General features: G+C 39.9%; 26 protein-coding genes and 1 tRNA gene. 5 read left to right on the top strand and 22 right to left on the bottom strand.

Annotation, left to right across the window (positions count from 1 at the left end; all coding sequences use genetic code 11):
- Positions 1–79 precede the first annotated feature (79 nt).
- From IR173_RS11495 to IR173_RS11475, 5 genes are all read right to left on the bottom strand, one after another.
- The gene (locus IR173_RS11495) at positions 80–1,699 is read right to left on the bottom strand and encodes a hypothetical protein (protein WP_237039742.1); all 1,620 of its coding nucleotides are present in this window, start codon (positions 1,697–1,699) and stop codon (positions 80–82) included.
- A gap of 85 nt (positions 1,700–1,784) precedes the next feature.
- On the bottom strand, positions 1,785–3,320 hold the full coding sequence (gene rny, locus IR173_RS11490) for a ribonuclease Y (protein ID WP_237039741.1): 1,536 nt from the start codon (positions 3,318–3,320) through the stop codon (positions 1,785–1,787).
- Between the two features lie 102 nt (positions 3,321–3,422).
- Complete coding sequence (locus IR173_RS11485; protein ID WP_237039810.1) at positions 3,423–3,716, bottom strand: cell division protein ZapA; 294 nt, start codon at positions 3,714–3,716, stop codon at positions 3,423–3,425.
- Between the two features lie 28 nt (positions 3,717–3,744).
- A complete protein-coding gene (locus tag IR173_RS11480) occupies positions 3,745–4,041 on the bottom strand; it encodes a hypothetical protein (protein WP_237039740.1) in 297 nt (98 codons plus the stop codon).
- 136 nt (positions 4,042–4,177) lie between these two features.
- Positions 4,178–4,540: a YbaN family protein gene (locus tag IR173_RS11475; RefSeq protein ID WP_237039739.1), complete on the bottom strand. Its 363-nt coding sequence runs from the start codon at positions 4,538–4,540 to the stop codon at positions 4,178–4,180.
- A gap of 133 nt (positions 4,541–4,673) precedes the next feature.
- On the opposite strand from IR173_RS11475, the gene IR173_RS11470 reads away from it, so the two are divergent.
- Positions 4,674–5,006 (top strand): 6-carboxytetrahydropterin synthase, encoded by a 333-nt coding sequence (locus tag IR173_RS11470; RefSeq protein WP_237039738.1) that lies wholly within the window; start codon positions 4,674–4,676, stop codon positions 5,004–5,006.
- Positions 4,993–5,538 (top strand): 7-carboxy-7-deazaguanine synthase QueE, encoded by a 546-nt coding sequence (locus IR173_RS11465; RefSeq protein WP_237039737.1) that lies wholly within the window; start codon positions 4,993–4,995, stop codon positions 5,536–5,538. Before IR173_RS11470 ends, IR173_RS11465 begins: the two co-directional genes overlap by 14 nt.
- A 937-nt stretch (positions 5,539–6,475) precedes the next feature.
- Here the strand turns inward: IR173_RS11465 and IR173_RS11460 are convergent.
- From IR173_RS11460 to IR173_RS11440, 5 genes are all read right to left on the bottom strand, one after another.
- Positions 6,476–6,548: transfer RNA gene (locus IR173_RS11460), tRNA-Trp, on the bottom strand.
- Between the two features lie 69 nt (positions 6,549–6,617).
- Positions 6,618–7,211 (bottom strand): uracil-DNA glycosylase family protein, encoded by a 594-nt coding sequence (locus tag IR173_RS11455; protein WP_237039736.1) that lies wholly within the window; start codon positions 7,209–7,211, stop codon positions 6,618–6,620.
- Positions 7,212–7,218: 7 nt separating this feature from the next.
- A complete protein-coding gene (locus IR173_RS11450; protein ID WP_237039735.1) occupies positions 7,219–7,845 on the bottom strand; it encodes a hypothetical protein in 627 nt (208 codons plus the stop codon).
- Between the two features lie 52 nt (positions 7,846–7,897).
- Positions 7,898–9,298: an alanine/glycine:cation symporter family protein gene (locus IR173_RS11445; RefSeq protein WP_237039734.1), complete on the bottom strand. Its 1,401-nt coding sequence runs from the start codon at positions 9,296–9,298 to the stop codon at positions 7,898–7,900.
- Positions 9,299–9,339: 41 nt separating this feature from the next.
- Positions 9,340–9,987: an AlbA family DNA-binding domain-containing protein gene (locus IR173_RS11440; RefSeq protein WP_237039733.1), complete on the bottom strand. Its 648-nt coding sequence runs from the start codon at positions 9,985–9,987 to the stop codon at positions 9,340–9,342.
- Positions 9,988–10,156: 169 nt separating this feature from the next.
- Here IR173_RS11440 and IR173_RS11435 point away from each other — a divergent pair, with 169 nt between their 5' ends.
- Entirely contained in the window at positions 10,157–13,426 is a 3,270-nt protein-coding gene (locus IR173_RS11435) for a two-component regulator propeller domain-containing protein (RefSeq protein WP_237039732.1), read from the top strand.
- A 62-nt stretch (positions 13,427–13,488) separates the two neighbouring features.
- Entirely contained in the window at positions 13,489–13,764 is a 276-nt protein-coding gene (locus IR173_RS11430; protein ID WP_237039731.1) for a GNAT family N-acetyltransferase, read from the top strand.
- A 50-nt stretch (positions 13,765–13,814) separates the two neighbouring features.
- Here IR173_RS11430 and IR173_RS11425 read toward each other — a convergent pair whose 3' ends face one another.
- From IR173_RS11425 to IR173_RS11410, 4 genes are all read right to left on the bottom strand, one after another.
- Positions 13,815–15,110: an L-cysteine desulfidase family protein gene (locus IR173_RS11425; RefSeq protein ID WP_237039730.1), complete on the bottom strand. Its 1,296-nt coding sequence runs from the start codon at positions 15,108–15,110 to the stop codon at positions 13,815–13,817.
- A gap of 68 nt (positions 15,111–15,178) precedes the next feature.
- Complete coding sequence (locus IR173_RS11420) at positions 15,179–17,212, bottom strand: protein-disulfide reductase DsbD family protein (protein WP_237039729.1); 2,034 nt, start codon at positions 17,210–17,212, stop codon at positions 15,179–15,181.
- A 203-nt stretch (positions 17,213–17,415) separates the two neighbouring features.
- Positions 17,416–18,033 carry a hypothetical protein gene (locus IR173_RS11415; RefSeq protein WP_237039728.1) on the bottom strand — a complete coding sequence of 206 codons (618 nt, stop codon included), beginning with the start codon at positions 18,031–18,033 and terminating at the stop codon, positions 17,416–17,418.
- A gap of 66 nt (positions 18,034–18,099) precedes the next feature.
- On the bottom strand, positions 18,100–18,939 hold the full coding sequence (locus tag IR173_RS11410) for a hypothetical protein (protein WP_237039727.1): 840 nt from the start codon (positions 18,937–18,939) through the stop codon (positions 18,100–18,102).
- 331 nt (positions 18,940–19,270) lie between these two features.
- Between IR173_RS11410 and IR173_RS11405 the strand changes: the two genes are divergently transcribed.
- Positions 19,271–19,444: a hypothetical protein gene (locus IR173_RS11405; protein ID WP_237039726.1), complete on the top strand. Its 174-nt coding sequence runs from the start codon at positions 19,271–19,273 to the stop codon at positions 19,442–19,444.
- 78 nt (positions 19,445–19,522) lie between these two features.
- Here IR173_RS11405 and IR173_RS11400 read toward each other — a convergent pair whose 3' ends face one another.
- From IR173_RS11400 to IR173_RS11365, 8 genes are all read right to left on the bottom strand, one after another.
- Positions 19,523–19,918 carry a hypothetical protein gene (locus IR173_RS11400; protein WP_237039725.1) on the bottom strand — a complete coding sequence of 132 codons (396 nt, stop codon included), beginning with the start codon at positions 19,916–19,918 and terminating at the stop codon, positions 19,523–19,525.
- Positions 19,919–20,148: 230 nt separating this feature from the next.
- The gene (locus IR173_RS11395) at positions 20,149–20,613 is read right to left on the bottom strand and encodes a hypothetical protein (RefSeq protein ID WP_237039724.1); all 465 of its coding nucleotides are present in this window, start codon (positions 20,611–20,613) and stop codon (positions 20,149–20,151) included.
- Between the two features lie 19 nt (positions 20,614–20,632).
- Positions 20,633–21,106, bottom strand: a complete 474-nt coding sequence (locus IR173_RS11390) for a DUF3997 domain-containing protein (RefSeq protein WP_237039723.1) — start codon at positions 21,104–21,106, stop codon at positions 20,633–20,635.
- A 13-nt stretch (positions 21,107–21,119) separates the two neighbouring features.
- Complete coding sequence (locus IR173_RS11385; protein ID WP_237039722.1) at positions 21,120–21,584, bottom strand: hypothetical protein; 465 nt, start codon at positions 21,582–21,584, stop codon at positions 21,120–21,122.
- A 71-nt stretch (positions 21,585–21,655) separates the two neighbouring features.
- Positions 21,656–22,150 carry an SMI1/KNR4 family protein gene (locus IR173_RS11380; protein ID WP_237039721.1) on the bottom strand — a complete coding sequence of 165 codons (495 nt, stop codon included), beginning with the start codon at positions 22,148–22,150 and terminating at the stop codon, positions 21,656–21,658.
- 54 nt (positions 22,151–22,204) lie between these two features.
- Positions 22,205–22,648 (bottom strand): DUF6756 family protein, encoded by a 444-nt coding sequence (locus IR173_RS11375; protein ID WP_237039720.1) that lies wholly within the window; start codon positions 22,646–22,648, stop codon positions 22,205–22,207.
- Between the two features lie 70 nt (positions 22,649–22,718).
- Positions 22,719–22,931, bottom strand: a complete 213-nt coding sequence (locus tag IR173_RS11370) for a hypothetical protein (protein ID WP_237039719.1) — start codon at positions 22,929–22,931, stop codon at positions 22,719–22,721.
- 44 nt (positions 22,932–22,975) lie between these two features.
- A partial coding sequence (locus IR173_RS11365; RefSeq protein ID WP_317207944.1) for a group II intron maturase-specific domain-containing protein occupies positions 22,976–23,560 on the bottom strand: 585 nt, incomplete at its 5' end.

The following is a 23,560-nucleotide window of genomic DNA, read 5'->3' as shown; positions in this document are numbered from 1 at the left end:
ATTATAAAATCGTGATGGACAACTATGAAATATTATATTGCTGTATATTAGCTGTTTAGCTATCTTTTATGATGGACAATTAATACTTTTGCAGGTATTCGTCCAATGAAATTCCTTCATTGGAGGTGATACCGAGCTTTTCTTTCATGCGTAGCTTTTTTTTGCTGACAGAGTTTCGGCTTATACAGTAAATGTTCGACATATCGTGTAGGCTGACATTGATTTTTATCAGGCAGCAGAAGTTAATGTCCGCTATACTCAATGTGGGAAATTTCTGTTTCAGGCGGGTTGTGAAATGGTCATAGTTACTGTCGAGTACGACTCTTATTTCCCGCCATTCATTTTCTGTTAATGATATTTGCCGATTACTGTTTTTATCTTCTTCCGTATCGTTGTCCAAAGAGGGCAGTTTTTTGAACACTTCCATCTTACGAAGCAGTTCTTCGCGTAACATGCTTGCCTTCTCTCTGAGGACGCTTAGTTCTTCCGCTTGTTTCAGTAGTTTGTTTTCTTGCTTTAGCCGTTCGCTTTCCTGTTGGAGGATTCTTTTCATTTCCTCTTTTTTCTTGTATTGGAGATAATACAAGAAAGCGGTGACAATCATTGAGAGGATGAATGTGAGCAGCAATATGAGATTGATATGGCGTTGGCGTACAATTTCCAATGCATTGATTTCTGTTTCCAGTTTCAGCTCGTTAAACTGGCTGGCACTGGCCTGATTGTTATAGGCTGAGTAGATGTTGTGAAGGAAAGCAATAGCATTTTCATGTTTGCGGAATGCCTTTTCGGGAGATCCGCTTTGCTCGTACAGATAAGAGAGGCGTAGTGCGGCTTCGCTTGCCAAGAATATATTGCTTGACTGGGATACCAGATTGTAGTAATAGCAGGCGGAGTCTTGCTGGTGCATGAGTTCATAAACATGGGCTTTGTACATGTTGTGCAGAGGAATGTCACTGCGTTTCATGTTCCGGCGGGACTGTTGTAAGGATTGCAGGGCTTCGGAGAACTGCCTTTGAGCTACATATAGGTCGGTGTATTCTTTGGCAAGGCTATATGCGAATTCGCTATCTTTATCTCTTGTGGCATAGGCTTTGGCAGAATCCAGCATTTCTTTTGCGACTTCAAATTCTCTTAGCCCGAGTAGTGTCTGGGCTTTTTCCCGATAATAATGTTTGAGGTGTAGATGGGTGGTGTCTATTGCCATCTTTTTGTTGATGTAAGCCAAAGTAGAATCTGCCCTTCCTATTTGTTTAAAGAATTGTGTTTTATAGATATAAGTGCGTACAAGCTCTTTGGGACATTGTTGTACGATGGCTTCTTTTTCGATTATTTGAAGCATGGAATCGGCTTTATCATATACTTGGTTGTATAGGAATTGTCTGTATTTTATGTGGTTTATCTCTCTCAAGTTTATTGTATCTTTCATCTTTTCATAATGTTGGGACAACTTTTCTATTTTCTCAGAGGAATGCAGGATGAAAGGCTGGGGGGCGACGCTGAACTGAATCCGCCAATAGGTGTAAACGTCTTCTCCTCCTAATTCTTCGGGTACGATTCTGTTTAAGTAAGTGAGGGTGCTGTCTATTTGTTTGTCTGCATAGAATTGTTCAGCTTTTTGCAGCCATAGGGTATCTTCTCGTACAGAACAGGCAGTAAAGAAGAAGAGTAAGGAAAGTATCGGAAGAGACTGTAACTTCATGAGGGTATTGGAGGGGAATGAAAAGAGGATGTCCCAGTTTTGATGAAACATCCTCTGTATAAATAAAATTCAGTTTTATTCGATATTATTTGGCGAAGCTTACCGCACGTGTCTCGCGGATAACCGTAATTTTCACTTGTCCCGGATAAGTCATCTCATCTTGAATCTTCTTTGCTATTTCTCCTGACAGGCTTTCGGTTTGCTTATCGTCAATCTTGTCGGCACCTACGATAACACGCAATTCACGACCGGCTTGGATGGCGTAGGTCTTTGTTACTCCCGGATAAGACATTGCCAACTGTTCGAGGTCATTCAAGCGTTTGATATATGCCTCTACAATTTCTCGGCGCGCTCCCGGACGTGCACCTGAGATAGCGTCACATACCTGAACGATAGGAGCTAGCAAACTGGTCATTTCCGTCTCGTCATGGTGAGCACCGATAGCGTTGCAAATATCCGGTTTTTCTTTGTATTTCTCGGCTATCTTCATACCCAGCAGTGCGTGTGGCAATTCAGGTTCTTCATCTGGCACTTTACCAATATCATGCAAGAGTCCGGCACGTTTGGCTTTCTTCGGATTCAGTCCCAATTCTGATGCCATTACAGCGCAGAGGTTTGCAGTTTCTCGTGCATGCTGTAATAAGTTCTGACCATAGGAAGAACGATATTTCATTTTACCGATGATACGGATTAATTCGGGGTGTAAACCATGAATACCCAAGTCGATAGTGGTACGCTTACCGGTTTCGATGATTTCATCTTCTACTTGTTTGCGTACTTTGGCAACCACTTCTTCGATACGTGCCGGATGAATACGTCCGTCTGTTACCAACTGATGAAGTGCTAGGCGGGCAATTTCGCGACGAACCGGGTCGAATGCGGAAAGTACGATAGCTTCCGGAGTGTCGTCCACTACAATTTCAACGCCTGTTGCAGCTTCCAAAGCACGAATATTGCGTCCTTCACGGCCGATGATACGACCTTTGATTTCATCTGATTCAATATGGAATACAGTGACGGAGTTTTCGATTGCTGTTTCTGTGGCAACTCGCTGAATGGACTGGATGACGATTCGTTTGGCTTCCTTGTTGGCTGTCAACTTGGCGTCGTCCATAATATCATTAATATAAGAGGCAGCTTGGGTTTTGGCTTCCTCTTTCAAAGATTCCACCAAACGTTCTTTTGCTTCCTCGGCAGACAAACCGGACAGTGCTTCCAGTTTTTCGCGTTCCTGCATTTGCAGTTTGTCCAATTCTTCTTTCTTCTTGTCTACAATCACAATTTGCGCTTCCAAGTTTTCCTTGATAGCTTCAGCTTCTGTACGTTTGCGCTGTACTTCTTCCTGTTTCTGATTCAGCATCAGTTCGCGCTGTTTCAATTTGTTTTCGGCTTGCTGGATTTTCTGGTTGCGCAATGCAACCTCTTTTTCCAAATCCGCCTTTTTATTTAAGAATTTCTCCTTAACTTCGAGAAGCTTGTTCTTCTTGATTACTTCAGCTTCTGTTTGTGCTTCCTTAATGATGATGTCATACTTCGATTTCAGGCCATATCTGAAAAGCATGTATGATAACCCACCACCTACAGCGAAACACACAATTGCTATTATTACTGTTGTTACCATTGTTATTAATTTATATAAATAAAAAACGCACAACCATTCTGTCAAGAACCCTTCTCTTGACAGTTAAGTTGTGCGTGAATATCCTTAATTTAAAAATTTAAACTATTCGTTTTTACTAAGATACTGCTCTATCTCTTTCGTCAGCTCTTTCAACTTCTCCTGATAAGGTTCAGTATTATTTCTGTCTTTCATAGAAATGTTTTCAAAAGCTAATTCCAACGCAGCCATTGCCCAATGCCTTGTGGGGCTGAAATCAGGAAAACGGCTACGGTATTTGTTTAGTTTATTATCAATCTGTTTGGCAGCGTTCCTATATAACAGTTCATCTTCCCGACGAATAGTTAAAGGGTATCTTTCGTTGTCAATCAGTAAATGTATTTTCATCACATCGTCCATCATACTATCGTTTTATTGTTTTAAAATCCTATTGGCCTTTTAATAAAGCGATGCATCTGTCGACTTCACGCACGAGCTTTGACAACCTTTGCTTCGTATCTTTGATATCATTATCGTGGATACTGATTGTCCTAGCCATTTTTAAATTGGTATACATTACTTCCAATTCTTTGCGACTATCTTCTACCTGTTCTATCTTTTCGTCTTTTTCGGCGAGAAGTTGCTTTAACTGAGCATTTTCACGCGTTAATTCATCGTGCAAATACATAAAATGTCTCAGTCTTGCTTCAAAAGTACTTAATAGCTTTTTGTCTTCTTCAGTCATTTTATACCAAAATTGTACACAAATATATAGGATTGAAAGCAAACAAGAAAATATTTTGAGGGGAATTTATCAATTCCGGTCAAAAAACTTTTTTTTCAGTCTTTTACGACTCCTTTTTTACTGCCTCCTTGCCGGTTTACTTTTTCAGTGTTTTATATGAAAGAATATGCCAAGTGGTACCAATGGCTATGGCAAGTAATACAATTTTCAACCAAAGATAAGGAGCTATTTGGAAAATGCAATAACTTAGGGTTATCCATATCAGTGATACGGAAATAACTTTTGCGCGTAAGGGGATGGCGCGGTATTCACGGAAATTTTTAATATAAGGTCCCAGTTGTTTTTGATGGATTAGCCAACTGTACAGACGTGGAGAACCGCGAAAATAGAGTGCGGCGGATAACAATAAAAAGGGGGTGGTAGGCAGAAGAGGTACAAAGATGCCAATAATGCCTAATGCCAGTGATATCGTTCCTGTGACGGTATAGAAAATTTTCATGGATGCAAATATAGACCAAAAAATGAAAAAATACGGATTACTGTTCTATATTCTTAGATTTTATAATGTATCTTTGCATCTACACACCGAGGTGACATTAGGTGTAAGTTCTTTCTAAATATAAACTAAAGCAATGTATACAGTAATTAAGCGAATGGAAGTATCGGCTTCGCACAGCCTGAAACTTTCGTATAGAAGTAAATGTGAGAATTTGCATGGTCACAATTGGATTATTACAGTTTATTGCCGTTCGGAGGTGCTGAATGAAGACGGAATGGTGGTGGACTTTACCCATATCAAAGAGGCTGTGATGGGGCGTTTGGATCATCAAAATCTGAATGAGGTACTTCAATTTAATCCTACGGCCGAAAATATTGCACATTGGATTTGTGGGCAAATACCCTTTTGTTTTAAAGTTGAAGTCCGTGAATCGGAAGGTAATACTGTGATATATGAAAAAGATTAATGAGATTTTTTATAGTTTGCAGGGTGAAGGATATCATACAGGTATTCCTGCCATATTTGTCCGCTTTTCGGGATGCAATATGAAGTGTTCTTTTTGCGATACGTCACATGAAGACGGGGTAATGATGAGCGATGAAGAAATAATATCGGAAGTCGTTAAGTATCCTGCTCCTATGGTTATTCTTACCGGTGGCGAACCGGGTTTGTGGATTGACGAAGCTTTGGTGGATGCTTTGCATAATGAAGGAAAATATGTCTGTGTCGAGACTAACGGTACGTGTGTGCTGCCGAACAATATAGACTGGGTGACTTGTTCGCCAAAAGAAGGAGGGGAAATAAAGTTAAACCATATAGATGAGGTGAAGGTTGTCTATGTAGGACAAGATGTATCTGTTTATCTGGATTTGCCTGCTCGGTATTATTTTATGCAGCCTTGTTCCTGTTCCAATACCGAGGAAGTAATAGCTTATATTCTGAAGCATCCCGAATGGCGGTTGAGCCTGCAGACTCATAAGTTATTGCAAATACCCTGATGTCTTTTTTTGCAATAAGAATGCTTTCAAGAAAAAGTTGATATCAAGTTGCTTTCACACGTTTCACTCTCTGAAACCCTTTATTCATCGGCTTTTTGGGTGAAAAGAACTTTTAAGAGGTGAATGGATTGCTTTCACACGGAAACCCTTATGAACAGCAAGTTCCCGGTGCTTGTGAAACGTGAAAGGAAGTCTTGTCAACTTTCTTTTGGGACTCAATTTATTCATTAAATCTGCGAGAAAATTCAGAGGAAAGTGTGTTGAAAAAAGACCTTGGTCTTTCCGCAAAACATCTTGTTCTTTTTAAAAAAGAACAAAGTCTTTTTCTAAAAGACGGTGAAGCTTTTGGCGGCACATTGTCCTGTTTTTTATTATTCTTGGGGGGAGCAAATATCATATCACAAACAAAGGGAAGAATAAGCCGTTTCTTAGGGTCGGTCAAGGTCTTTTAAACGGAAGATTATTACAGTCTCCGGCAGCGGACTGTATAGTCCGTTGCAGTGGACCGTACAGTCCATTGACGTAGACCGTACAGTCCATTGACGTAGACCGTACAGTCCACTGCCGGAGACTGTAGTAATCCGACGGACAGACAGGCATAACCGAAAGGACGAAAACGTTTAGTCCGGCTAATGAAACGACTTAGGGAGCTCAAAAAACGTATGCAGAGGTTGAAAACCGGAGGAGACAACATCAGGCGACAGGTGTTTGATTGATATGTTACCTCCCCCCAAGAATAATGACTGTCTCCTTATCACCCACAGGGGTCTCTGACTGTTCCGATATCATCTCTATCTATCAAGATGAGACTGGTGCTTTGTGGTTTGGTTCACTGGAAGGGGATAGTCGCGGCTTTGTATATAAAAAAGGTTGTATCAATGTATTGACACAACCTTTTTATTTNTGTATCAATGTATTGACACAACCTTTTTATTTGCACGGGAGGAGAGGCTCGAACTCCCGACACCCGGTTTTGGAGACCGGTGCTCTACCAACTGAGCTACTCCCGTGTTTGCGGCTGCAAAGGTAGTGTAATATTTGAAATATACAAACTTATTTATGAAAAAATATTTTTTTTCTTATTCGTTCAATAACCCTAATTCGCTGAACATGACCCGATAAGCTGCAGCTTTTTTTTCCAGTGCCAAAGGATAGGCACGGCTGGAAGAAGGCATTCTATATAATTTCATAGTCTTCTCTCCAAATTCGAACGGTTCGCTTGTACCTACGGTTGGCTCTTTTACGTCTATTTGTTCGCGGATAATGTCTGTTGCCTTCTGTCCGGTGGTAACAATGGCTTTGCACATCGGAATTTGTTTTAGTAACAGGCTGATATCTGTTTGTTCTATTACTTCCAGAAACTTGTCGGAGGCATTGTCCTGTAAACGGCGGATAGCTGAAGCTGTATCATAAAGTGCGATTCCTTTGTCGTTTAGGAATTCAATGATACGGTCTTTATCAAATACTTTCTTCTCAGGGTTCAGAAAATGCTCTTTATCCTGAAAGAAAATAAGTCCGACGATACGCCACATATCATTTTGCAGGTTAGGGTAGAAGAAATCCATGCTCCACCGTTTTTTTTGCGGAGGAAAACTACCCAGCATCAACAGGACAGCATTAGCCGGTAGAAAGGGCTCTAACGGATGTGCTTCGATGTTTAATAGAGAGTTCATGAAATCTTTATTCCTTCGGCTTCGGTTCTTTTTTAGCTAATAAAACAATGTTGTAAACGTATTCAGTCATCCATTTTTCAGAGTATCCCAATGCGTGTTGGTACTTGCGAATGGCGATACAGGTCTTGTGTACGCTGTCATCCTTCCAGTCTGTCTTGGTCATAATGTCATGGATGGTTTTTTCCGTCATATTGCGCAGCATCTTCTTCATTACGCTGGGCATACGGAACTTCCATTGCATCAGGTTGCCGATAAGCATCATCAAGTCATTGCTGAATCCTTGGAACATGAAAAGATAAGTCTTTACATCGTTTACGTTCTTGCAATTCTTTTTAATGGAATTGTCTATTTCTTTAAAGAAATCATCGCTCAGGCCATAAAGTTCTACCAGCATTTTTTTGCAGCGTGACTTTTCGGCAATTCCCAATTTATTGTTTTGGGTTGGAATTTTAAGCGTACGTTTGAAAATTGCCATATCAGGCAGGAAATTAATATTGGTAATACCTATGTTGCAGGCCATTACAGATTGGTAATATACACGAATCAGTGTCATGAAGTCTTCCATTCCACCCACTTTGGTACTTTCTTCTCCTTCTGCTTGTTTTTTACTGAATAATTTTGAAAATATGCTCATGGCTTTCTTATTTTATGTTCTTGCCGCAAAGATACTTATTTTTTTTAATACTTTACCAACATTCCAAATCTTCCTCAATATCCTTCATCCTATCTTTAGTGAAAACAGGATTCTTGATTCCGTTGTGTCTCTGTATCCGGTAATCTTCCAATAAACGAAAAGCATATTTGCCTAATAAAATAATGGCTATCAGGTTGCAGATGGTCATGAATCCCATTGCCATATCTGCCAGGCTCCAGGCCAAGTCCAAACTGGCAAGTGCACCAAACATAACCATGCCGCCTACTAAGATGCGGTAAACCGGAATAGCCCAGCGTTGGCGGGTGATGTAACGTACATTGGCTTCGCCATAATAATAGTTTCCCAAAATGCTGCTGTAAGCAAAAAATAGGATTGCTACTGCCACATAAATCGTTCCGATATTGCCTATTTCATTATTCAACGCCATCTGTGTCAGTTTAATTCCGTTGGCTTCTCCTGTAGACGCCAGTCCGCTGAAAAGAATGATAAATGCTGTACATGTGCAAATGACCAGGGTATCTGTAAAAACACCTAATGTTTGAATCAATCCTTGTTTTACAGGATGAGTGACATCGGCAGTTGCTGCCACATTGGGCGCGGAACCCATACCGGCTTCGTTGCTGAACAGTCCGCGTTTGATGCCTTGCATCAGTGCCATACCTACACCTCCGCCTAATGCCTGTTTCCAACCGAAGGCATTCTCAATAATCAGCTCAATGACTCCCGGCAAATGTTTTACATTCATAATTATGATGAAAAGGGCTAAAAAAATATATCCCAAGGCCATGACGGGTACAATAATGCTACTGACTTTGGCTATACGCTGAATACCTCCAAAAATAATAATTAATGTAAGTGCAGTTAATATGCATCCCATTAGAGTCGGAGAGATATTGAATGCTTCCTCGAAGGCGGCACAGATAGTGTTGCTCTGTACGGAATTGAAAGCAAAGCCGAAAGTAAAAATAAGCAGAAAGGCGAATAGAACTCCCATCCATGGCTGTTTTAATCCTTTTCTCATGTAATAAGCCGGGCCACCGACAAAAGAATTATGTCCGTGTACCTTATATAATTGAGCAAGTGTGGATTCGATAAAAGCACTGCTGGCACCAAAGAGTGCAATTATCCACATCCAAAAGACGGCGCCCGGACCACCCAATGTGATGGCGGTGGCCACTCCTGCCAGATTGCCTGTTCCCACACGGCTTGCTATGGAGATGGCAAATGCCTGAAAAGAGGAGATGTGATGTTCGCGGCCTTCTGTCTTGCCGGTGGAATCTCCAAGTAGACGTACCATTTCGCCTATCATGCGAAATTGTACAAATTTCGTCTTGTAAGTGAACCAAAATGCGCAACCTAGCAACATTATAATTAAGATGTATGTCCAAAGAACATCGTTTATGCTGCCGATTAATTGGGTTAAAATCTCCATTTCTCTTATTGTCTTTAGTTTAGGTTTTAATATTGATGTTTTTATTCTTGGTTTAGTCTGAAGTAAAACTTATGTCCGCTAAATACAGGCTCCACTAAGCCAAAACGAATAAAGTCCGCTAATAGTTCGCTTGCAGTCTTCCTATTTAAGTTACAAATTCGACAACACTGATTAAGAGATATTTCGCCACGTTCTTTCAGTGTGTCAAGCAGCCGTTGTTCTCTTTCGGTAAATTCGACCAATACTCCTTCCGGTTTTTTGGTATGTTGCCACATTTTCAGATGTACAGGTGTGGCGAGGATATTTTCGTCTTTGATGCGGATGTATGCCCAAGGTTTATTCTCTTCATCCAGCGCATAAACAGGCTTGGCTGTCATTTCACTGATAGAAACTTCTAATACAGCTTTTCCTTCGGCCAGATAAGTCCGTGTTTCGATTTCTACTTTGGGGCGACAATACATTGTGGCTGCCGCTTCTATCATATATATTTCTTCTTCAGAACGGATACCGGCTATCTTACCGTTGTCTTTGACGCCGACCAGCAATCGTCCTCCTTCTGTATTGGCAAAAGCTGACAAACTTCGGGCTATCTTGCGGGCATCCGATATCTCGAATTTAAAATCCTGATGGCAATGTTCTCCCTCCGAGACCAGTTGCCGGATGTATTGTGTATCTGTTAATGGCTTCATTTCGGTTGCAAAAATAGGAAAAATAATGCTTATGCTCAAAGTTGGAGAGAAACGGTGAAACAAATTATAGGTATTAAATGATAAAAATGAAAGAATTAACTTGGTTATTATCAAGCTTTTTCTTTCTTTTGCATAGGAAAAAAGAATTTAGCTTTTAAATAATAAAGATATGAAGAAATTGGGACTTGTCATGGTACTGTTATGTCTTTCTTTGGCAGTTAGTGCCGGTGGTTTTATGTTCAAGCATCTTGAAGTGAAAGACGGATTGTCCAGCAATCAGATAAATGATATATTTAAAGATTCTGAAGGTTTTATGTGGTTTGCCACGACTTCGGGATTAAACCGTTATGATGGTAGCCAAATGAAGGTCTTTCGCAGTTATGACCTTGAGTCAGGCCCCTTGCCGGATAATTGTGCTCAAAAGGTGCAGGAAGATGGAAAGAAAAGACTGTGGATACGTACTGCTGCCGGTTATACGGTTTATGATTCTCAAACAGAAAGTTTTAATCGTGACGTGCGTACTTTGCTGTGGGAAGCCGGCATTGATGGAGTTCCTGCTTTGACTTATATTGATAAGAATAAGAACATGTGGTTCTATATTGCTTCTAAAGGCTGCTATCTTTATATTCCCGAATCACAGTTGCTTTATCCGCTTTTGTTTGATGCCGGTCAATTGCCTAAAGGAGAAATAACGGATATTTCAGAGTGTAGCGATGGAGTGTTGCTGATTTATAATACGGGAATGATTGTGTGTCTGAACAAGGATACGAATAAAATAAACTGGGATTTAAAGGAGATTCCCAAGGAACTGGGAAATAATAAATATGAGATTTTTTCTTTTTTCGTAGATAGAGAGGAGGATATCTGGGTTTACAGTCCCTCCGGACTTTGGATTTATAATCTGAAAGAAAAGAAATGGCAGAAGGAGTTAGGTGACCTTATAAAACAACAATCGCGTAGTGCGGTGTTGTCTGTTGCTCAAGACTTGCAAGGACGTATTTGGCTAGGACGGGAACATGATGGGATAAATATTCTGAATAAATCTACCGGTGAAATAAAAACGTTGATGCACCAGTCTGATGATGAACGCAGTCTGCAAGATAATACTGTTTCAGCATTATATGGAGATTCTAACGGAATGATGTGGGTGGGTACATGGAAGAAAGGAATATCTTATTATCATGAAAGTATTTTCAAATTCAGCCTTGATTATGTGGGTGATGTTACTGCGGTTGAAGAAGATAAAAATGGAGATTTGTGGATAGGGACAAGTAATGACGGATTGATACATTGGAAAATAAATGCCGGCGAACCTCAGTCGTTTGCCCGTGAGACTTCCGGCACCAATTCTTTGTCATCGGATGTTGTCTCTTGCCTGTTGAGGGCCAAAGACGGAAAACTTTGGATTGGAACGTTGGGAGGGGGATTGGATTGTAATGACAATGGCCGCTTTACTCATTATAAGAATATAGTGAAAAACAGTAATTCATTGGCCGATAATAACATCGGGGCCTTGGCGGAAGATAAATCCGGTATTGTCTGGATAGGAACATTGGGTGGCGGTCTGCAGAGCTTTAATCCGCGTACAGGAGAATTTAATACCTATAATACCACAACGTCTGACCTCGCGTTTAATAGTGTTTCTTCATTGTGTATGACTAGGGATAACTCTTTAATAATAGGAACTTCCCGGGGCTTGTCTGTCATGGACTTATCCACAAAAAAGATTATCTCTTTGGTGGGAACAAAATCGGGAAAGACTCGCTTCTCAAACCAGAATATAAACCAGGTATATGAAGATAGCCGTGGCCTGATATGGATAGCAACTCGTGAGGGGTTGAATATTTATAATCCGAAGGTAGATGAACTGACGATTCTTACAGAGGAAAATGGTTTGTCGAACTTGTTGATAGCCGGAATTGTAGAGGATGATAATTCGAATATATGGATAACTTCTGCCAAAGGATTGACTCATATCATACCAATGCTTGACTCAAAGACCGGCATGTACGATTTTCGTTGTAATATTTATGATGAAAGAGATGGCTTGCAGAGGAGCGGCTTTAATCAACGTTCTGTGAAAAAGTTGTCTTCCGGTGAAATCGTAATAGGAGGTGTATATGGAATTAACCGTTTCTTTCCCGATGAAATTAAATATAATGAGGTATTGCCTAACGTGTTTTTCACTCATTTCTTATTGTTCAATAAAGAAGTTGAAGTAGGAAAAATATATGGTGATAAAGTCGTTTTGGATAAGGCTCTGAATTTTGCAGAAAAAGTGGAATTGGATTATAAGCAGAATATGTTCTGCGTGCGGTTTGCTTCAGATAATTACATTATTCCTGAAAAAGTGGAATATGCCTATAAGTTGGAAGGGTTCAGTGATGAATGGATTACGACTAAGGCCGGTGAAGCCATTTATACTAATTTGTTCCCCGGTACTTATTTATTGAGAGTGAAAGCAATAAACAGCGATGGGTTCAGTGGAAATGAAGAGGCTTCTCTGAAAATAATTGTCCTACCTCCGTTTTGGTTGTCTACATGGGCTTATATATTGTATGCACTTTTGTTTGTTTGCATTATATTGTTAATGCGCAGCAGAATGTGCGGTGGTAAGCGTAAGGTTGAACAACCGGAGGAACAGTCTGGAATAGAAGAGGATGAATCGGATAAGGAATCGGAAAATCTTGAATTGCTCAGCTATAAGCCTGAAGAGAAAATAGTGCCCGAAGAAGATTCGGGTGTTGTTGTACTTGCCCATGATGAATCAGTATCTTCTGAAGACATGGATGAGGCTTCTCACCCAAAAACGGTTGAAGAAGAGGAGGAGATTGTAGAGATAAAAACAATAGAATCTGTTTTGGCGGAAAAAAAGGAAATTGATACCGTTTCAACCATCAAGACTCAGAGAGCCAGAGTTATCCAACTTATAGAAGGTGAAAATAGTGATGAGTATATCACCCATATAGTACCGGAAGATGAGTTGCCGGAAGTAATTATTACTGCAGGAAGCAAGAAGGTTGATAATATCATACCGCCTGCTATCAGTGAAATGATAGGAACGAAGAAAGCAGTAAGCTACAGTAGTAACGATGAGTCGGTAGATGAAAAACTATTGGGAACCGCGATGAAATATGTAGAAAGTAATATTTCCCGTAGCGATTTATCGGTAGAAGAATTAAGTCGTGAACTAGGAATGAGCCGGGTAAACTTATATAAGAGACTGGTGGCTATGACAGGAAAGACACCGATAGAGTTTATTCGTGCCATCCGTTTGAAGCATGCTGCTAAGTTGTTGCGTGAAACTCGGCTGAATATATCGGAAGTTGCCTATCAGGTGGGTTTCAATAATCCGAAGTATTTCACTAAATATTTTAAAGAAGAATTTGGTATGCTGCCGTCAGTGTATCAGGAGGAAAAACAAGAACAAGGCGAATGATAAGAACAATTCCATTTTGAAGTTGTTTTATTTGTAATAGTCACATTTAAAATAAGAATAGAATGGAACATACAGTCATACATGATGAGAAGGTAAATCGGTTTGAGGTTTTTGAATCGGGACAGATTGCCTATCTGCAATATGAGGAAAAGGACGGAGTGCTGGATATACTCCACACTATGGTTCCTCCGCAATTGGAAGGAATGGGAATAGCGGCAGACTTGACAACGGCTGCTGCCAGATATGCTGAAATAAACCAATTGAAAATAAAACCGACTTGTTCATTTGCAAAGACATACTTCATACGTCATTCGCAATACAAGGATTTATTGGTATAAAGATAAAAGGCAGTGTGTCGCGACACACTGCCTTTTCCAAAGATTGTATTTTAGTCACACTGTTTGTGAGTCATAATCTCCAATACCAATTTATCTGTTTCATTCATGCCTTGTGAGCCAATTTTGGTCAGATTGCGGATGCTGCGGTCTACATTATCATCAATAATGCCTTCTACGGAGCTGACACATTTATGCTCCATTGCTAAAATAGCGGAAAATACAGCTGTAGATACCCCACTTGTCAGTTTGAGGGCACAACTGGGTTTCGCTCCATCACAAATCATTCCCGTAATATTGGCTATCATATTTTGTACGGCAAAAGTAATCTGTTCGTAATTTCCTCCCATTAAGTAGGTTATCCCGCAACTGGAACCTGTTGCTGCAACTACACAGCCGCACAAAGCTGATAAACGTCCTAAACTTTGTTTGATATAAATTACGGTCAAATGACTGAGGACGAGTGCGCGAATCAATTCTTCCTCAGACTTATGGTTGTCTTCCGCATAAACCACCACCGGCAGGGTAGCGGTAATTCCTTGATTCCCACTGCCCGAGTTACTCATTACTGGTATCATAGCTCCGGCCATACGTGCATCGCACGCTGCAGAAGTGTAAGATAGAATATGAGTGAAAGTATTGCTGCCCAATAACTGTTCTTCGCTTTTGCTATCCTTTAAGATTTTGCCTAATTGGTGTCCGTAATTACCTTGAAAAGAGCGTTCGGCTGCATTTTTGTTTAAACGTTTGGTCTCAAGTATAAAGCGGATTTCTTCGAGAGGGGTAGTCATGGCGAAATCATACACTTTTCGCAAGTCTAATTCCGGCTCATGCTGTTCTTCTTCAGAGGAGCTTGTAGTCTGTTTGTTCAGTATAATGTCATTGTTGCGAGACACATATATAAAATTAGTATGTCCTCCTGATATAATGGCTGTTGCTCTGTCATTACCTGCCTCACAAATGATTTCGATATATAGCTTCTCGTCTATATTCTCTTTTAGCCCGATGCAAATGGCTTGTGAGTCTATCAGCTTTTTTCCTTCTTCTACAGCTTCGGGAGTACTGTCTTTCAATACTTCAAGCTGGTATTCGGACTTTCCAATTAAAGCTCCCAAAGCGATGGCAATAGGAAGGCCAATCATGCCAGTTCCCGGAATACCTACTCCCATTGCATTTTTTAATATATTGGCACTTAGCAGTGCTTTTATTTTTTCAGGTCTTCTTCCCAATGCTTCGGTTGCTTTGGCTACACAAAGTGCGACGGCTATGGGCTCAGTACATCCAATGGCGGGAACCACTTCACGGTTTATCAGGGCAATGATTTGCTCTCTTTCTGACTTGGCAATCATAGTTTTAGAGTTTTTTCTGAGTAAGAGGTTGTACCGTTTTTCTTGGTACAACCTCTTATCTGGAGTTCTTATTTTGCTTTTTTGTAATTGTCTAATCCGGTTTGAAGGAAATCAACATATTTATCTATATCCTCATCGTAAGAATAAGATTTATTCAGCGGTTTTCCTTCGTTGTCTATCAATACATAGAACGGCTGTGCATTAGCACCAAATTTGGAGCGTTGCAGGTAACTCCATTTGTCGCCCACTGTACGCAGAGTGCGCTCCTTGCCGTTTTCCATTACTTTAATGTGTTCCGGCAACGGCTCCTTGTTGTCTACATATAATGTAATCAATACATAATCATCTGTCATCAGTTTGCTCACTTTCGGATCAGTCCAGACAGCTGCTTCCATCTTACGGCAGTTTACGCATCCGTAACCTGTAAAGTCGAGCATAACCGGTTTGCCATTGCGTTTGGCATATTCCATGCCGGCGTCGTAATCATCAAATTTTGCATGGACTTCATTGTTATACAAATTGAAATCCTGAGTCGTCATAGGAGGTGCGAAAGCACTGACAGCTTTTAACGGTGCTCCCCACAGACCGGGAACCATATATACGGCAAATGCCAAAGAAATCAGTGCCATAAAGAAACGGGGAACACTTGTGGTATTGTCGTCGTCGTCATGCGGGAATTTGATTTTGCCCAACAAGTAGAATCCCAGCAAGCCAAAGATTACAATCCACAAGGCGAGGAATGTTTCGCGGTCTAAAATTCTCCATCCGTAAGCTAAGTCGGCTACAGACAAGAACTTCAAGGCGAATGCCAATTCAAGGAAGCCCAATGTTACCTTAATGACATTCATCCAGCCTCCGGATTTCGGCATTGATTTTAACCAAGACGGGAACATGGCGAACAGGGTGAACGGTAAAGCTAAAGCAATGGCAAAACCCAGCATACCGATAGCAGGTGCAACGACACTGCCGGTAGTGGAAACTTCTACTAGTAAGAAACCGATAATAGGGCCTGTGCAAGAGAAAGAAACCAATGACAGGGTAAATGCCATCAGGAAGATACTCAATAAACCGCTTGTTTGCTCTGCTTTACTATCCACCGCATTACTCCATTTAGAAGGTAATGTCAACTCAAATGCTCCGAAGAATGACGCAGCAAAAACAATCAGCATTAAACAGAACAGGATGTTGAATACAGCATTGGTAGATAGCGCATTTAATGCACTTGCACCGAAAATTAAAGTAATGGCCAAGCCTAATGCTACATAAATGACTACGATAGATGCACCGTAAGTCCAAGCATCACGGATACCTTTCTTTTTATCTTTGCTGCGTTTCAGGAAAAAACTTACAGTCATTGGAATAATAGGCCATACACACGGGGTGAACAAGGCAAGTAATCCGCCGATGAACCCGGCAAAGAAAATATATATCCATGAACGATTCTGCTGTGAAGTTGTCTCACCATAACTGTTCAGTTCTTTTATGACCGGTGTCCAATAGTCCTGAACGGAAGTTTCGTTGCCGGCTAAGGCAACAGTAGCGGCACTGTCAATGGCAGTTGCTTCTGCAACAGAGGTCTCGGCGGCCGGCTGGTTTACAGTTTCGTTTTTGGTCTCCGGAGTTGCAACTGCAGTAGTGGCAGCATTTCCTTTTCCTGAGAAAGAGAACGGCACTTCTGTCGGTGGTAAGCAATTCTCGTCATTACATGCACCGTATTCCAAATAACCTTCAATTTGATAAGAAGTATCTGTGATTTTAAACTTTTGAACAAATGTTGCTGTGCTCTCAAAGTAACGTAATTTCATCTCGAACACTTTGTCGAAATTTTCAATTTCTTTTCCCTGTGGAGTGAGCTTTCCTACCAGTTCTGCACCCTGTATCTTTTCCACATTGAAGGTAGCGGAAATAGGGCCGCCCGAAGGAAGATCGGTGGAATAAACATGCCATCCGGCATCAATTTTACCGGTAAACACAATCTGTGCTTCTGTGTCGGAAATTGTTTTCAACTCAGTTTTAAACTTGACCGGATCTTGAATTTGGGCAAATGACGGAAGCCATGCCATGACCATCAAGAGGCAGCTTAATAAAAACTTCTTTTTCATTGTCTGTATTTTACGTTATTAATATTCTGATGATGCAAAGAAAAGGATAAAATCTAAGAAATGAGCCTTTATACCTATATAAATATCGGCAATTGTCGTTTTTAATAGAAAAATTGGGATTAGGCGCAAAGAAAAAAAGTTTAGCTTAGAAATAAGCAGGTCAGTATCTTAGTAGTAAAGCGGTAAGAAACAGAATTTTCTCACTATAGAATTTTAACAGGTAAAACAACAGATTGTCCTTTCTCTTTTCCCACCATATAAATTCTCCAAAAGTCAAATTCAATACTATCTCCTTTTAAGAAATCGTCAATTATTCGAGGGGATGCCATTTTTATTTCCTCCAAAGTCCCGATGTGTAAGGTATCTTTCTGTTTTTCTTTCATTTTTTCCAAATAATGTGAAAACACGTCTTGATAATTCCCTTGCTCTCCGATAAGATGATAGGTATATGCTATGTATTCACTGCATTCTTTGGGATTAGTAACGATTCTGCCTGCTTGATATGGACTTTGTAGTTTCCCATCCATATTCTTGAAAATTAACATGCCTTGTCCCATCCAACCTGTTCTTCCAATACGGGATTTATCGGTATGATTGATGTAATAGCTATGGTAATATAGACACACTTTTTCTGATGACAAGTTGCATACTTTAAAAGCTAATGGGAATTGTATCATAAGGATTTTGGATTTTGAGCGATTTGCCTTTAAAATAACGGAGGCATTACTCTTAACTGGTCGGACATCCACCCAATTAATATCTGATTGTTGCATACTTAATAGTATCATTGCAGACATTATATATAGAATCATCTTTTTCATGTTTACCTTTTATTCATTCTCCATACTATTATTTTGTGACCCTCGCTGTTAAAAGGAATGCAATACTCATAAATGCCCATCCTTGCCACTGCTGATGAATTTTATTTCATCCTTATTTCTCTCCAGTTTATAAACCTCAATCTCTCTACTGATATATTCGGTATCGTCCTTATCTCTCACGACAACAGGCTTTAATATTTCCTCTTGTGTTCCGATATACACGATATGGGGAAACGACAAATTACTGTCAATGAATAACCGTGCGTCTATATCATCCGGTACAGAACGGTAAGAGATAGACAAACAATCCGTTTGAATATCATCGGAAACGAATATGGCTTCTTTTTCCAACTTCCCGTTTTTACAACTGATAGCCCGCATGACCGCTAACGGATAGGCAGCGGCTATCCGGCTTGTTCCTGCAAGCAGGTAGTATCGTTTATCGGATGCTTGAACCGAATAAATGGTGTCATAGCACATTCCCATATCATCCTCCCCGTTCAGTTCGAAGAAGTAGGATTGTTCTTTATTCCTGTATTGAATATAACAAGCGAACAAAGGCATAGAACCGCCCCAATAGGTGTTTCGGGAAAACACCCTCATATTTCCGTCTGCTGATACGCCGGCAGTAAATTGCCGTTCCTTTTTCTTCAAATCCTTGAAGTCGTATTCCATTCCTTTATCGGTTGCGCAGAGTTCTTCCAATAGGACAGAGAATCTGTTTTGCAAAGAATCGCAATAAGCATCATTCGTGCAGGAATAATTTTGCCGTAGCGTATATAGTGTGTCTTGAATAAAACAAAGCTGTTTTTCCAAAGCAGACAAAACAGTGCTGTTTTGTGCCATTACGCCATTCATCATTCCCAAACAAAAGACGATACAGAATATGTATTTTACATTCTTCATTCTTATATGTTGTTATCAGTCTGGTTAAGCAGAAAACGGTATATCGCTGTTTTCATGCTTCGTTAGTAACTTCTTTCTTGTTATTAGATGTGAAACCCCGGTTGCCAAGAGCAGATAGCCTGCCAGCAGACCATGACAAAACCAATATTGATAAAAGTCGGCTACACTTGCTAAAATAATCTTTTCATTTGAATTTATATGAATGATTAATCTATATTCGTCGCAAAAACAATAATATTCAAAACTCATTAAGTAGGCGAGTGCTATTAAGGTTAAAGCTATCCAGCGTGATATTTTATGATGTAACCACAAATCACTCCCGACAAACAACGTGGAAAAGATAGATGCAGACTGGTCTATTTGCGACTGCCTTATATCCGGTTTCTGTTCGTCTGACCGAGAATTTGCCTCCGGCTTCCTTCGGATTCCTCCTCATGGTGGACACCCTTGCTCTTGGCTAACGATTCCCACTATCAAGGCTCGTTCGGGACGTGCCACCCTATAGTTACTGAACATGCAGGGCAAATGGCTAAGCGGGGAACGCGGTCAGGCGTTATCACGCTTTGTTAACCACCTTATTCGTTTATATTATATATGTACCACATTTTTGAAATATCAAACCAAATTCTGTTTCTAATTCAATTTGCCAACTTTCTCCCTTAAACAATAAGTGAATTATATGGTTATCATATTCTTGTATTTCGCAATCGCATAAACCCATATTACAATTCTGCCAATTGTAAATATTCAGTTTTTGAATTACATTATCTGATATTTCTATCACAACCACATTATAATCTTTATTCCAAACTCCCCATTTAGAAACTTCTACTAATGGTTTATCAAAAACATGAAGCTGGAGATTTATTTCACCTATTCCCAGTTTTAATTGTCCTATGCAGAATTTTTCAAAGCCTTTAGGATACAACTGCTTTAGGAAAACATTTCTTTGTACTATATCAATTAAGTTTGTTCTCATTTATCTTATTTTGGTGGGGAACAGCGTTTAGCTGTTGGCTCTACCTCTTAAATGTTTAATTCCTTGCATATCTTTTTATATTCCTCTCCCCACAAATTGGCAAAGCATCTTTTCCTTATAAATACATATTGGTATTCAGATTGAAGAGTATCTTCTCGTTTAGAGTAAAGTATAGCTTTATTTGTTACACTCTTTTCTCCATATTTGATTGACAACTATATTTATCACCTTCAATACCCCCGCCAAAGTTTCAGAAAGATATTTTTGGACGGGCGGCATCTGAATACCTCCGCCAGTTCTTCAAAGCTCTTACATCCGAATACGGTCTGCTTGAACTCACCTATGCTCTCCCAAAATTCCTCATGATATGCCCGTGATTTTGGGTATCGTTCCATCACGATTTCTTGCAGTTCCCGTAAGGATATGCGGACTGGATTTTCTTCATATTCATTCTCGATCTCAATAATACCGCATTGCAGACCGATAAATCCATGTATGCCTTTCCAGCGGACGAAATGCACACTTTTTACCTTGTACATCATACCCGTGGCATCCACAACTATGTCCTTTTTGCGTTTATTCCGTTTGAACCACTTCATATCGGTAGTCTTATAGTCATTCGCTTTCCAAAAGGCATATACCATGTTATTTCGGGGTGAGAATGAAAATATCGGAAATTTCAATTTTGCTTTCATCTGTTATGTTACCTTCCTTTTATCTATAAAATTTCTTGAAATCAATATCAAACGTAATCTTGTCCGGCACTCCGAGTTCCTTTCGTTTGGCTTCAAATTCCTCTTTGGTCGTCAGCTTAAAGCAGTTTTCCTGTGCTTCCAACCCGTTTTGTGTGTTATCCACCGGGATGATGTAATATTCGGTTATGTCCGTATCGTAACGGTGCAAGGAATTTCCAAGACTATCTATCAGTGTCTTGTATGCTTTGGCAAGAATGAAATGTTCATCGTGCCCCACTTCATATATTCCGTTTTCTGTAATCGAAACATCCAAGTCCATACCCTTGTCATAATAGCTGACGCGCATTTCACTCATTGAATCTATTGCCAAAAGGTAATAATTGCCAATTAATTTTTCGTACCAAGTCTCACAACTGACAAAGCCGAACAGTATAATAATACATAATATAACTTTCTTCATGCGTACAATCTTATTGATACCTTTTTTATCCATGCCTATATTGTTGTTAGTTGAATATCAACATACATATTCCTATCCCTGCCAAGAAACCCCATATCGGGAAAGTATATATTACCCAAGACGGGATAATCCTGTTCCATTTGTTTCCTTTATATTTCAGCAGTATGGCAGCAGTCCGTTTCCGGGTGTATCGCAGATAGAAGGGGATGATACAAAACACGGTTGTCAGGATAAAAAAGACAAGCCCGCCTTGTAGTTCCGTGAAGTTCTTTCGTGAAAACCAACTGTCCGTCAGCACACAATTGAAGAAAATACTAAAAAAGAGCAGGGCAATCATGAATGTGGCGGCAAACACGCCGAAAGCACTGAAACGTGGCGGATCATTATGCTTCTTGTAGGTAACATACAGCCTGTAATACAGATAATCAAAGAAGCAATACCTGTATTTCTTCCCATTCTGCATTGAGTTATTTCGCTCAAAACGACTTCTTGTTTCACTTGTATTTTTCATCTTTACTACAAATTATTGCTAATGGTTTGGCGTGGAACGCTGTTCAAGCGTTATCGCGCTTCGTTATGAACTCATTTGAAAGGTATAAGCCTATTGTCTTCACTATCAGAAGACAGTAACCCTAATAGTTGATTGAAGCTATCACAGACAAAATCTGCTGAATCTTCAAATTCAGGTTCTAATCCATAATAGATTTTACCATAATTATTTGGAGACAAATCAATACATAGATATTGATATTCTCCTCCGACTGCCATTGCAATAGGAATATGCGTATTCCAAAAGTTGCGTATTTCTTCACAGGCTTCTTTATCATCTTTAAGTGCATCAAGGCTCATTATTTCGAACTCGTTCCAACGGAATCCATTATCGACTTCCTCATTAAAATCTTCAATGGAATTAAACCATACGTTATCATCCTCATTTGTGATAAGTTGGAACTCATTCAAGAATTTGAGATAATCTGCCGGGAGATTACTGTATCGTTGTAAAAAGAAAGGAGACAATTCTTTAATTTCAGTTCTTCTTTTTACAACAAATCCTATATTTTGCAATGCTTCAATCATATATTTAATCTTTTAATTCATAATGGCTGGCGAATAATTGACCGTTAGGGCAGTTCATTCGTTTGTTATCAACTTCTTCATTTCATTTTTTCTCACATCAATATAAAGCAAATCATCATGGTCTGTTATGCTATATAACTCCATAAAATCAACAGTCACTAAATAATACTCATCAAGTCCTTCACAATCACCTATGAATGTATATATATCAGACATTCTTGCTTTATAAACAATGAAATCTTTGTTCCAATAATCAATAAAGAAATAGAGAACGATATTTTTGTCTATTATATCCAGTAGATGAAAGTAAGGATCTTCCATGTTGCAATCTATGCTGTATGGCACATATTTAAAGTTCAACCATAATGCACGGGGATTGCCAAATACAAAAGTATCATATAGACTTTGTATTAAAATCTCTTTATCTGCATCCTCTATTTTCTGAAATGGAAGATTGTTGTCCGTGATTGTTCGTTCTATTTCTTTATAATCAAACATGACGTTTTACTTTTGTTACTAATGGTTTGACGGGGAACGGTTTGCCGTTATCCTGCGTTGTTATCCGCATTTACATTTCATCGAAAATTGAATCTAAAAGGTTATTCAATTCATCATCAGTGAGATTGAAGTTCTCTTGTTCAATTTTCATGCTCTCGTATATTTCTGCCATTTCCTCTCCTTCGGTAGAGAAAAACTGGTCGGCTGATTTTATGCCGTACTCGTCAACAAGCATTCTTCTGAATACTTGTTTAGCTTTTTCGATTTTCTTTTCTTTTTCCATTTTTCTTTTTTTTAGTTGCGGATAATCGAGTAGGAGAAACGGGATTATTTCCCGTTTCGACCTCTCACACCACCGTGCTTACCGTTCGGTACACGGCGGTTCATTAAACTTGATGTTCTCACGTAATAGTATTCTGACATGGGGATGAACCCCAATCCTTTCAGGTAGTCATTCGTCATACTTGTACTCAATGCTGTAGAAGCGATGCGCACAGGTCCTTTACGAGTTTTGGCTACCGTCAGAGCAACCCATTCGGGGATGTTGAACTGCTTTAGCTTTTTGATGCGGGTACGGATGAACTGCCACTGCTTCCATATAAAAGTTCGCAGACGGACACGTATCCAGCCGTCCACCTTTTCAAGGAACGTCCTGCATCCGGCTATACGGAAGTCGTTTACCCATCCCCATGTAGCCGTGTTCAACTCTTCCAGCATCTGTCGGATGCTGATGCCACGACTGCGTTTGGTTATCACACGTATCTTGTCCTTTAGTCGTTCTTTCGGACGCTCGGACACACGTGGCACACAACCGCCTTTCTTATAACGAAAACCAAAGCCAAGGTTCGATACGACCTGCTTATAGGCTTGTCTCATGTTGCTTGCGCTAAGTATATCTTCAAGCATACTGTT

Source organism: Phocaeicola faecalis (assembly GCF_021730445.1).
Classification (GTDB): Bacteria; Bacteroidota; Bacteroidia; order Bacteroidales; family Bacteroidaceae; genus Phocaeicola; species Phocaeicola faecalis.
The sequence above is the reverse complement of the archived record's forward strand: the minus strand, read 5'-3'. Positions and strand labels throughout refer to the sequence as shown.

Excerpts from the sequence above, each read along its gene's own strand:
- IR173_RS11385 (WP_237039722.1), bottom strand. The coding sequence starts at position 21,584 with ATGAAAAATACAAGTGAAACAAGAAGTCGTTTTGAGCGAAATAACTCA.
- IR173_RS11430 (WP_237039731.1), top strand. The coding sequence starts at position 13,489 with ATGGAACATACAGTCATACATGATGAGAAGGTAAATCGGTTTGAGGTT.
- IR173_RS11455 (WP_237039736.1), bottom strand. The coding sequence starts at position 7,211 with ATGAACTCTCTATTAAACATCGAAGCACATCCGTTAGAGCCCTTTCTA.
- IR173_RS11450 (WP_237039735.1), bottom strand. The coding sequence starts at position 7,845 with ATGAGCATATTTTCAAAATTATTCAGTAAAAAACAAGCAGAAGGAGAA.
- IR173_RS11415 (WP_237039728.1), bottom strand. The coding sequence starts at position 18,033 with ATGAAAAAGATGATTCTATATATAATGTCTGCAATGATACTATTAAGT.
- IR173_RS11370 (WP_237039719.1), bottom strand. The coding sequence starts at position 22,931 with ATGGAAAAAGAAAAGAAAATCGAAAAAGCTAAACAAGTATTCAGAAGA.
- IR173_RS11435 (WP_237039732.1), top strand. The coding sequence starts at position 10,157 with ATGAAGAAATTGGGACTTGTCATGGTACTGTTATGTCTTTCTTTGGCA.
- rny (WP_237039741.1), bottom strand. The coding sequence starts at position 3,320 with ATGGTAACAACAGTAATAATAGCAATTGTGTGTTTCGCTGTAGGTGGT.
- IR173_RS11425 (WP_237039730.1), bottom strand. The coding sequence starts at position 15,110 with ATGATTGCCAAGTCAGAAAGAGAGCAAATCATTGCCCTGATAAACCGT.
- IR173_RS11380 (WP_237039721.1), bottom strand. The coding sequence starts at position 22,150 with ATGATTGAAGCATTGCAAAATATAGGATTTGTTGTAAAAAGAAGAACT.
- IR173_RS11400 (WP_237039725.1), bottom strand. The coding sequence starts at position 19,918 with ATGAGAACAAACTTAATTGATATAGTACAAAGAAATGTTTTCCTAAAG.
- IR173_RS11475 (WP_237039739.1), bottom strand. The coding sequence starts at position 4,540 with ATGAAAATTTTCTATACCGTCACAGGAACGATATCACTGGCATTAGGC.
- IR173_RS11395 (WP_237039724.1), bottom strand. The coding sequence starts at position 20,613 with ATGAAAGCAAAATTGAAATTTCCGATATTTTCATTCTCACCCCGAAAT.
- IR173_RS11465 (WP_237039737.1), top strand. The coding sequence starts at position 4,993 with ATGAAAAAGATTAATGAGATTTTTTATAGTTTGCAGGGTGAAGGATAT.
- IR173_RS11410 (WP_237039727.1), bottom strand. The coding sequence starts at position 18,939 with ATGAAGAATGTAAAATACATATTCTGTATCGTCTTTTGTTTGGGAATG.
- IR173_RS11375 (WP_237039720.1), bottom strand. The coding sequence starts at position 22,648 with ATGTTTGATTATAAAGAAATAGAACGAACAATCACGGACAACAATCTT.
- IR173_RS11440 (WP_237039733.1), bottom strand. The coding sequence starts at position 9,987 with ATGAAGCCATTAACAGATACACAATACATCCGGCAACTGGTCTCGGAG.
- IR173_RS11390 (WP_237039723.1), bottom strand. The coding sequence starts at position 21,106 with ATGGATAAAAAAGGTATCAATAAGATTGTACGCATGAAGAAAGTTATA.
- IR173_RS11470 (WP_237039738.1), top strand. The coding sequence starts at position 4,674 with ATGTATACAGTAATTAAGCGAATGGAAGTATCGGCTTCGCACAGCCTG.
- IR173_RS11495 (WP_237039742.1), bottom strand. The coding sequence starts at position 1,699 with ATGAAGTTACAGTCTCTTCCGATACTTTCCTTACTCTTCTTCTTTACT.
- IR173_RS11485 (WP_237039810.1), bottom strand. The coding sequence starts at position 3,716 with ATGGACGATGTGATGAAAATACATTTACTGATTGACAACGAAAGATAC.
- IR173_RS11445 (WP_237039734.1), bottom strand. The coding sequence starts at position 9,298 with ATGGAGATTTTAACCCAATTAATCGGCAGCATAAACGATGTTCTTTGG.
- IR173_RS11480 (WP_237039740.1), bottom strand. The coding sequence starts at position 4,041 with ATGACTGAAGAAGACAAAAAGCTATTAAGTACTTTTGAAGCAAGACTG.
- IR173_RS11420 (WP_237039729.1), bottom strand. The coding sequence starts at position 17,212 with ATGAAAAAGAAGTTTTTATTAAGCTGCCTCTTGATGGTCATGGCATGG.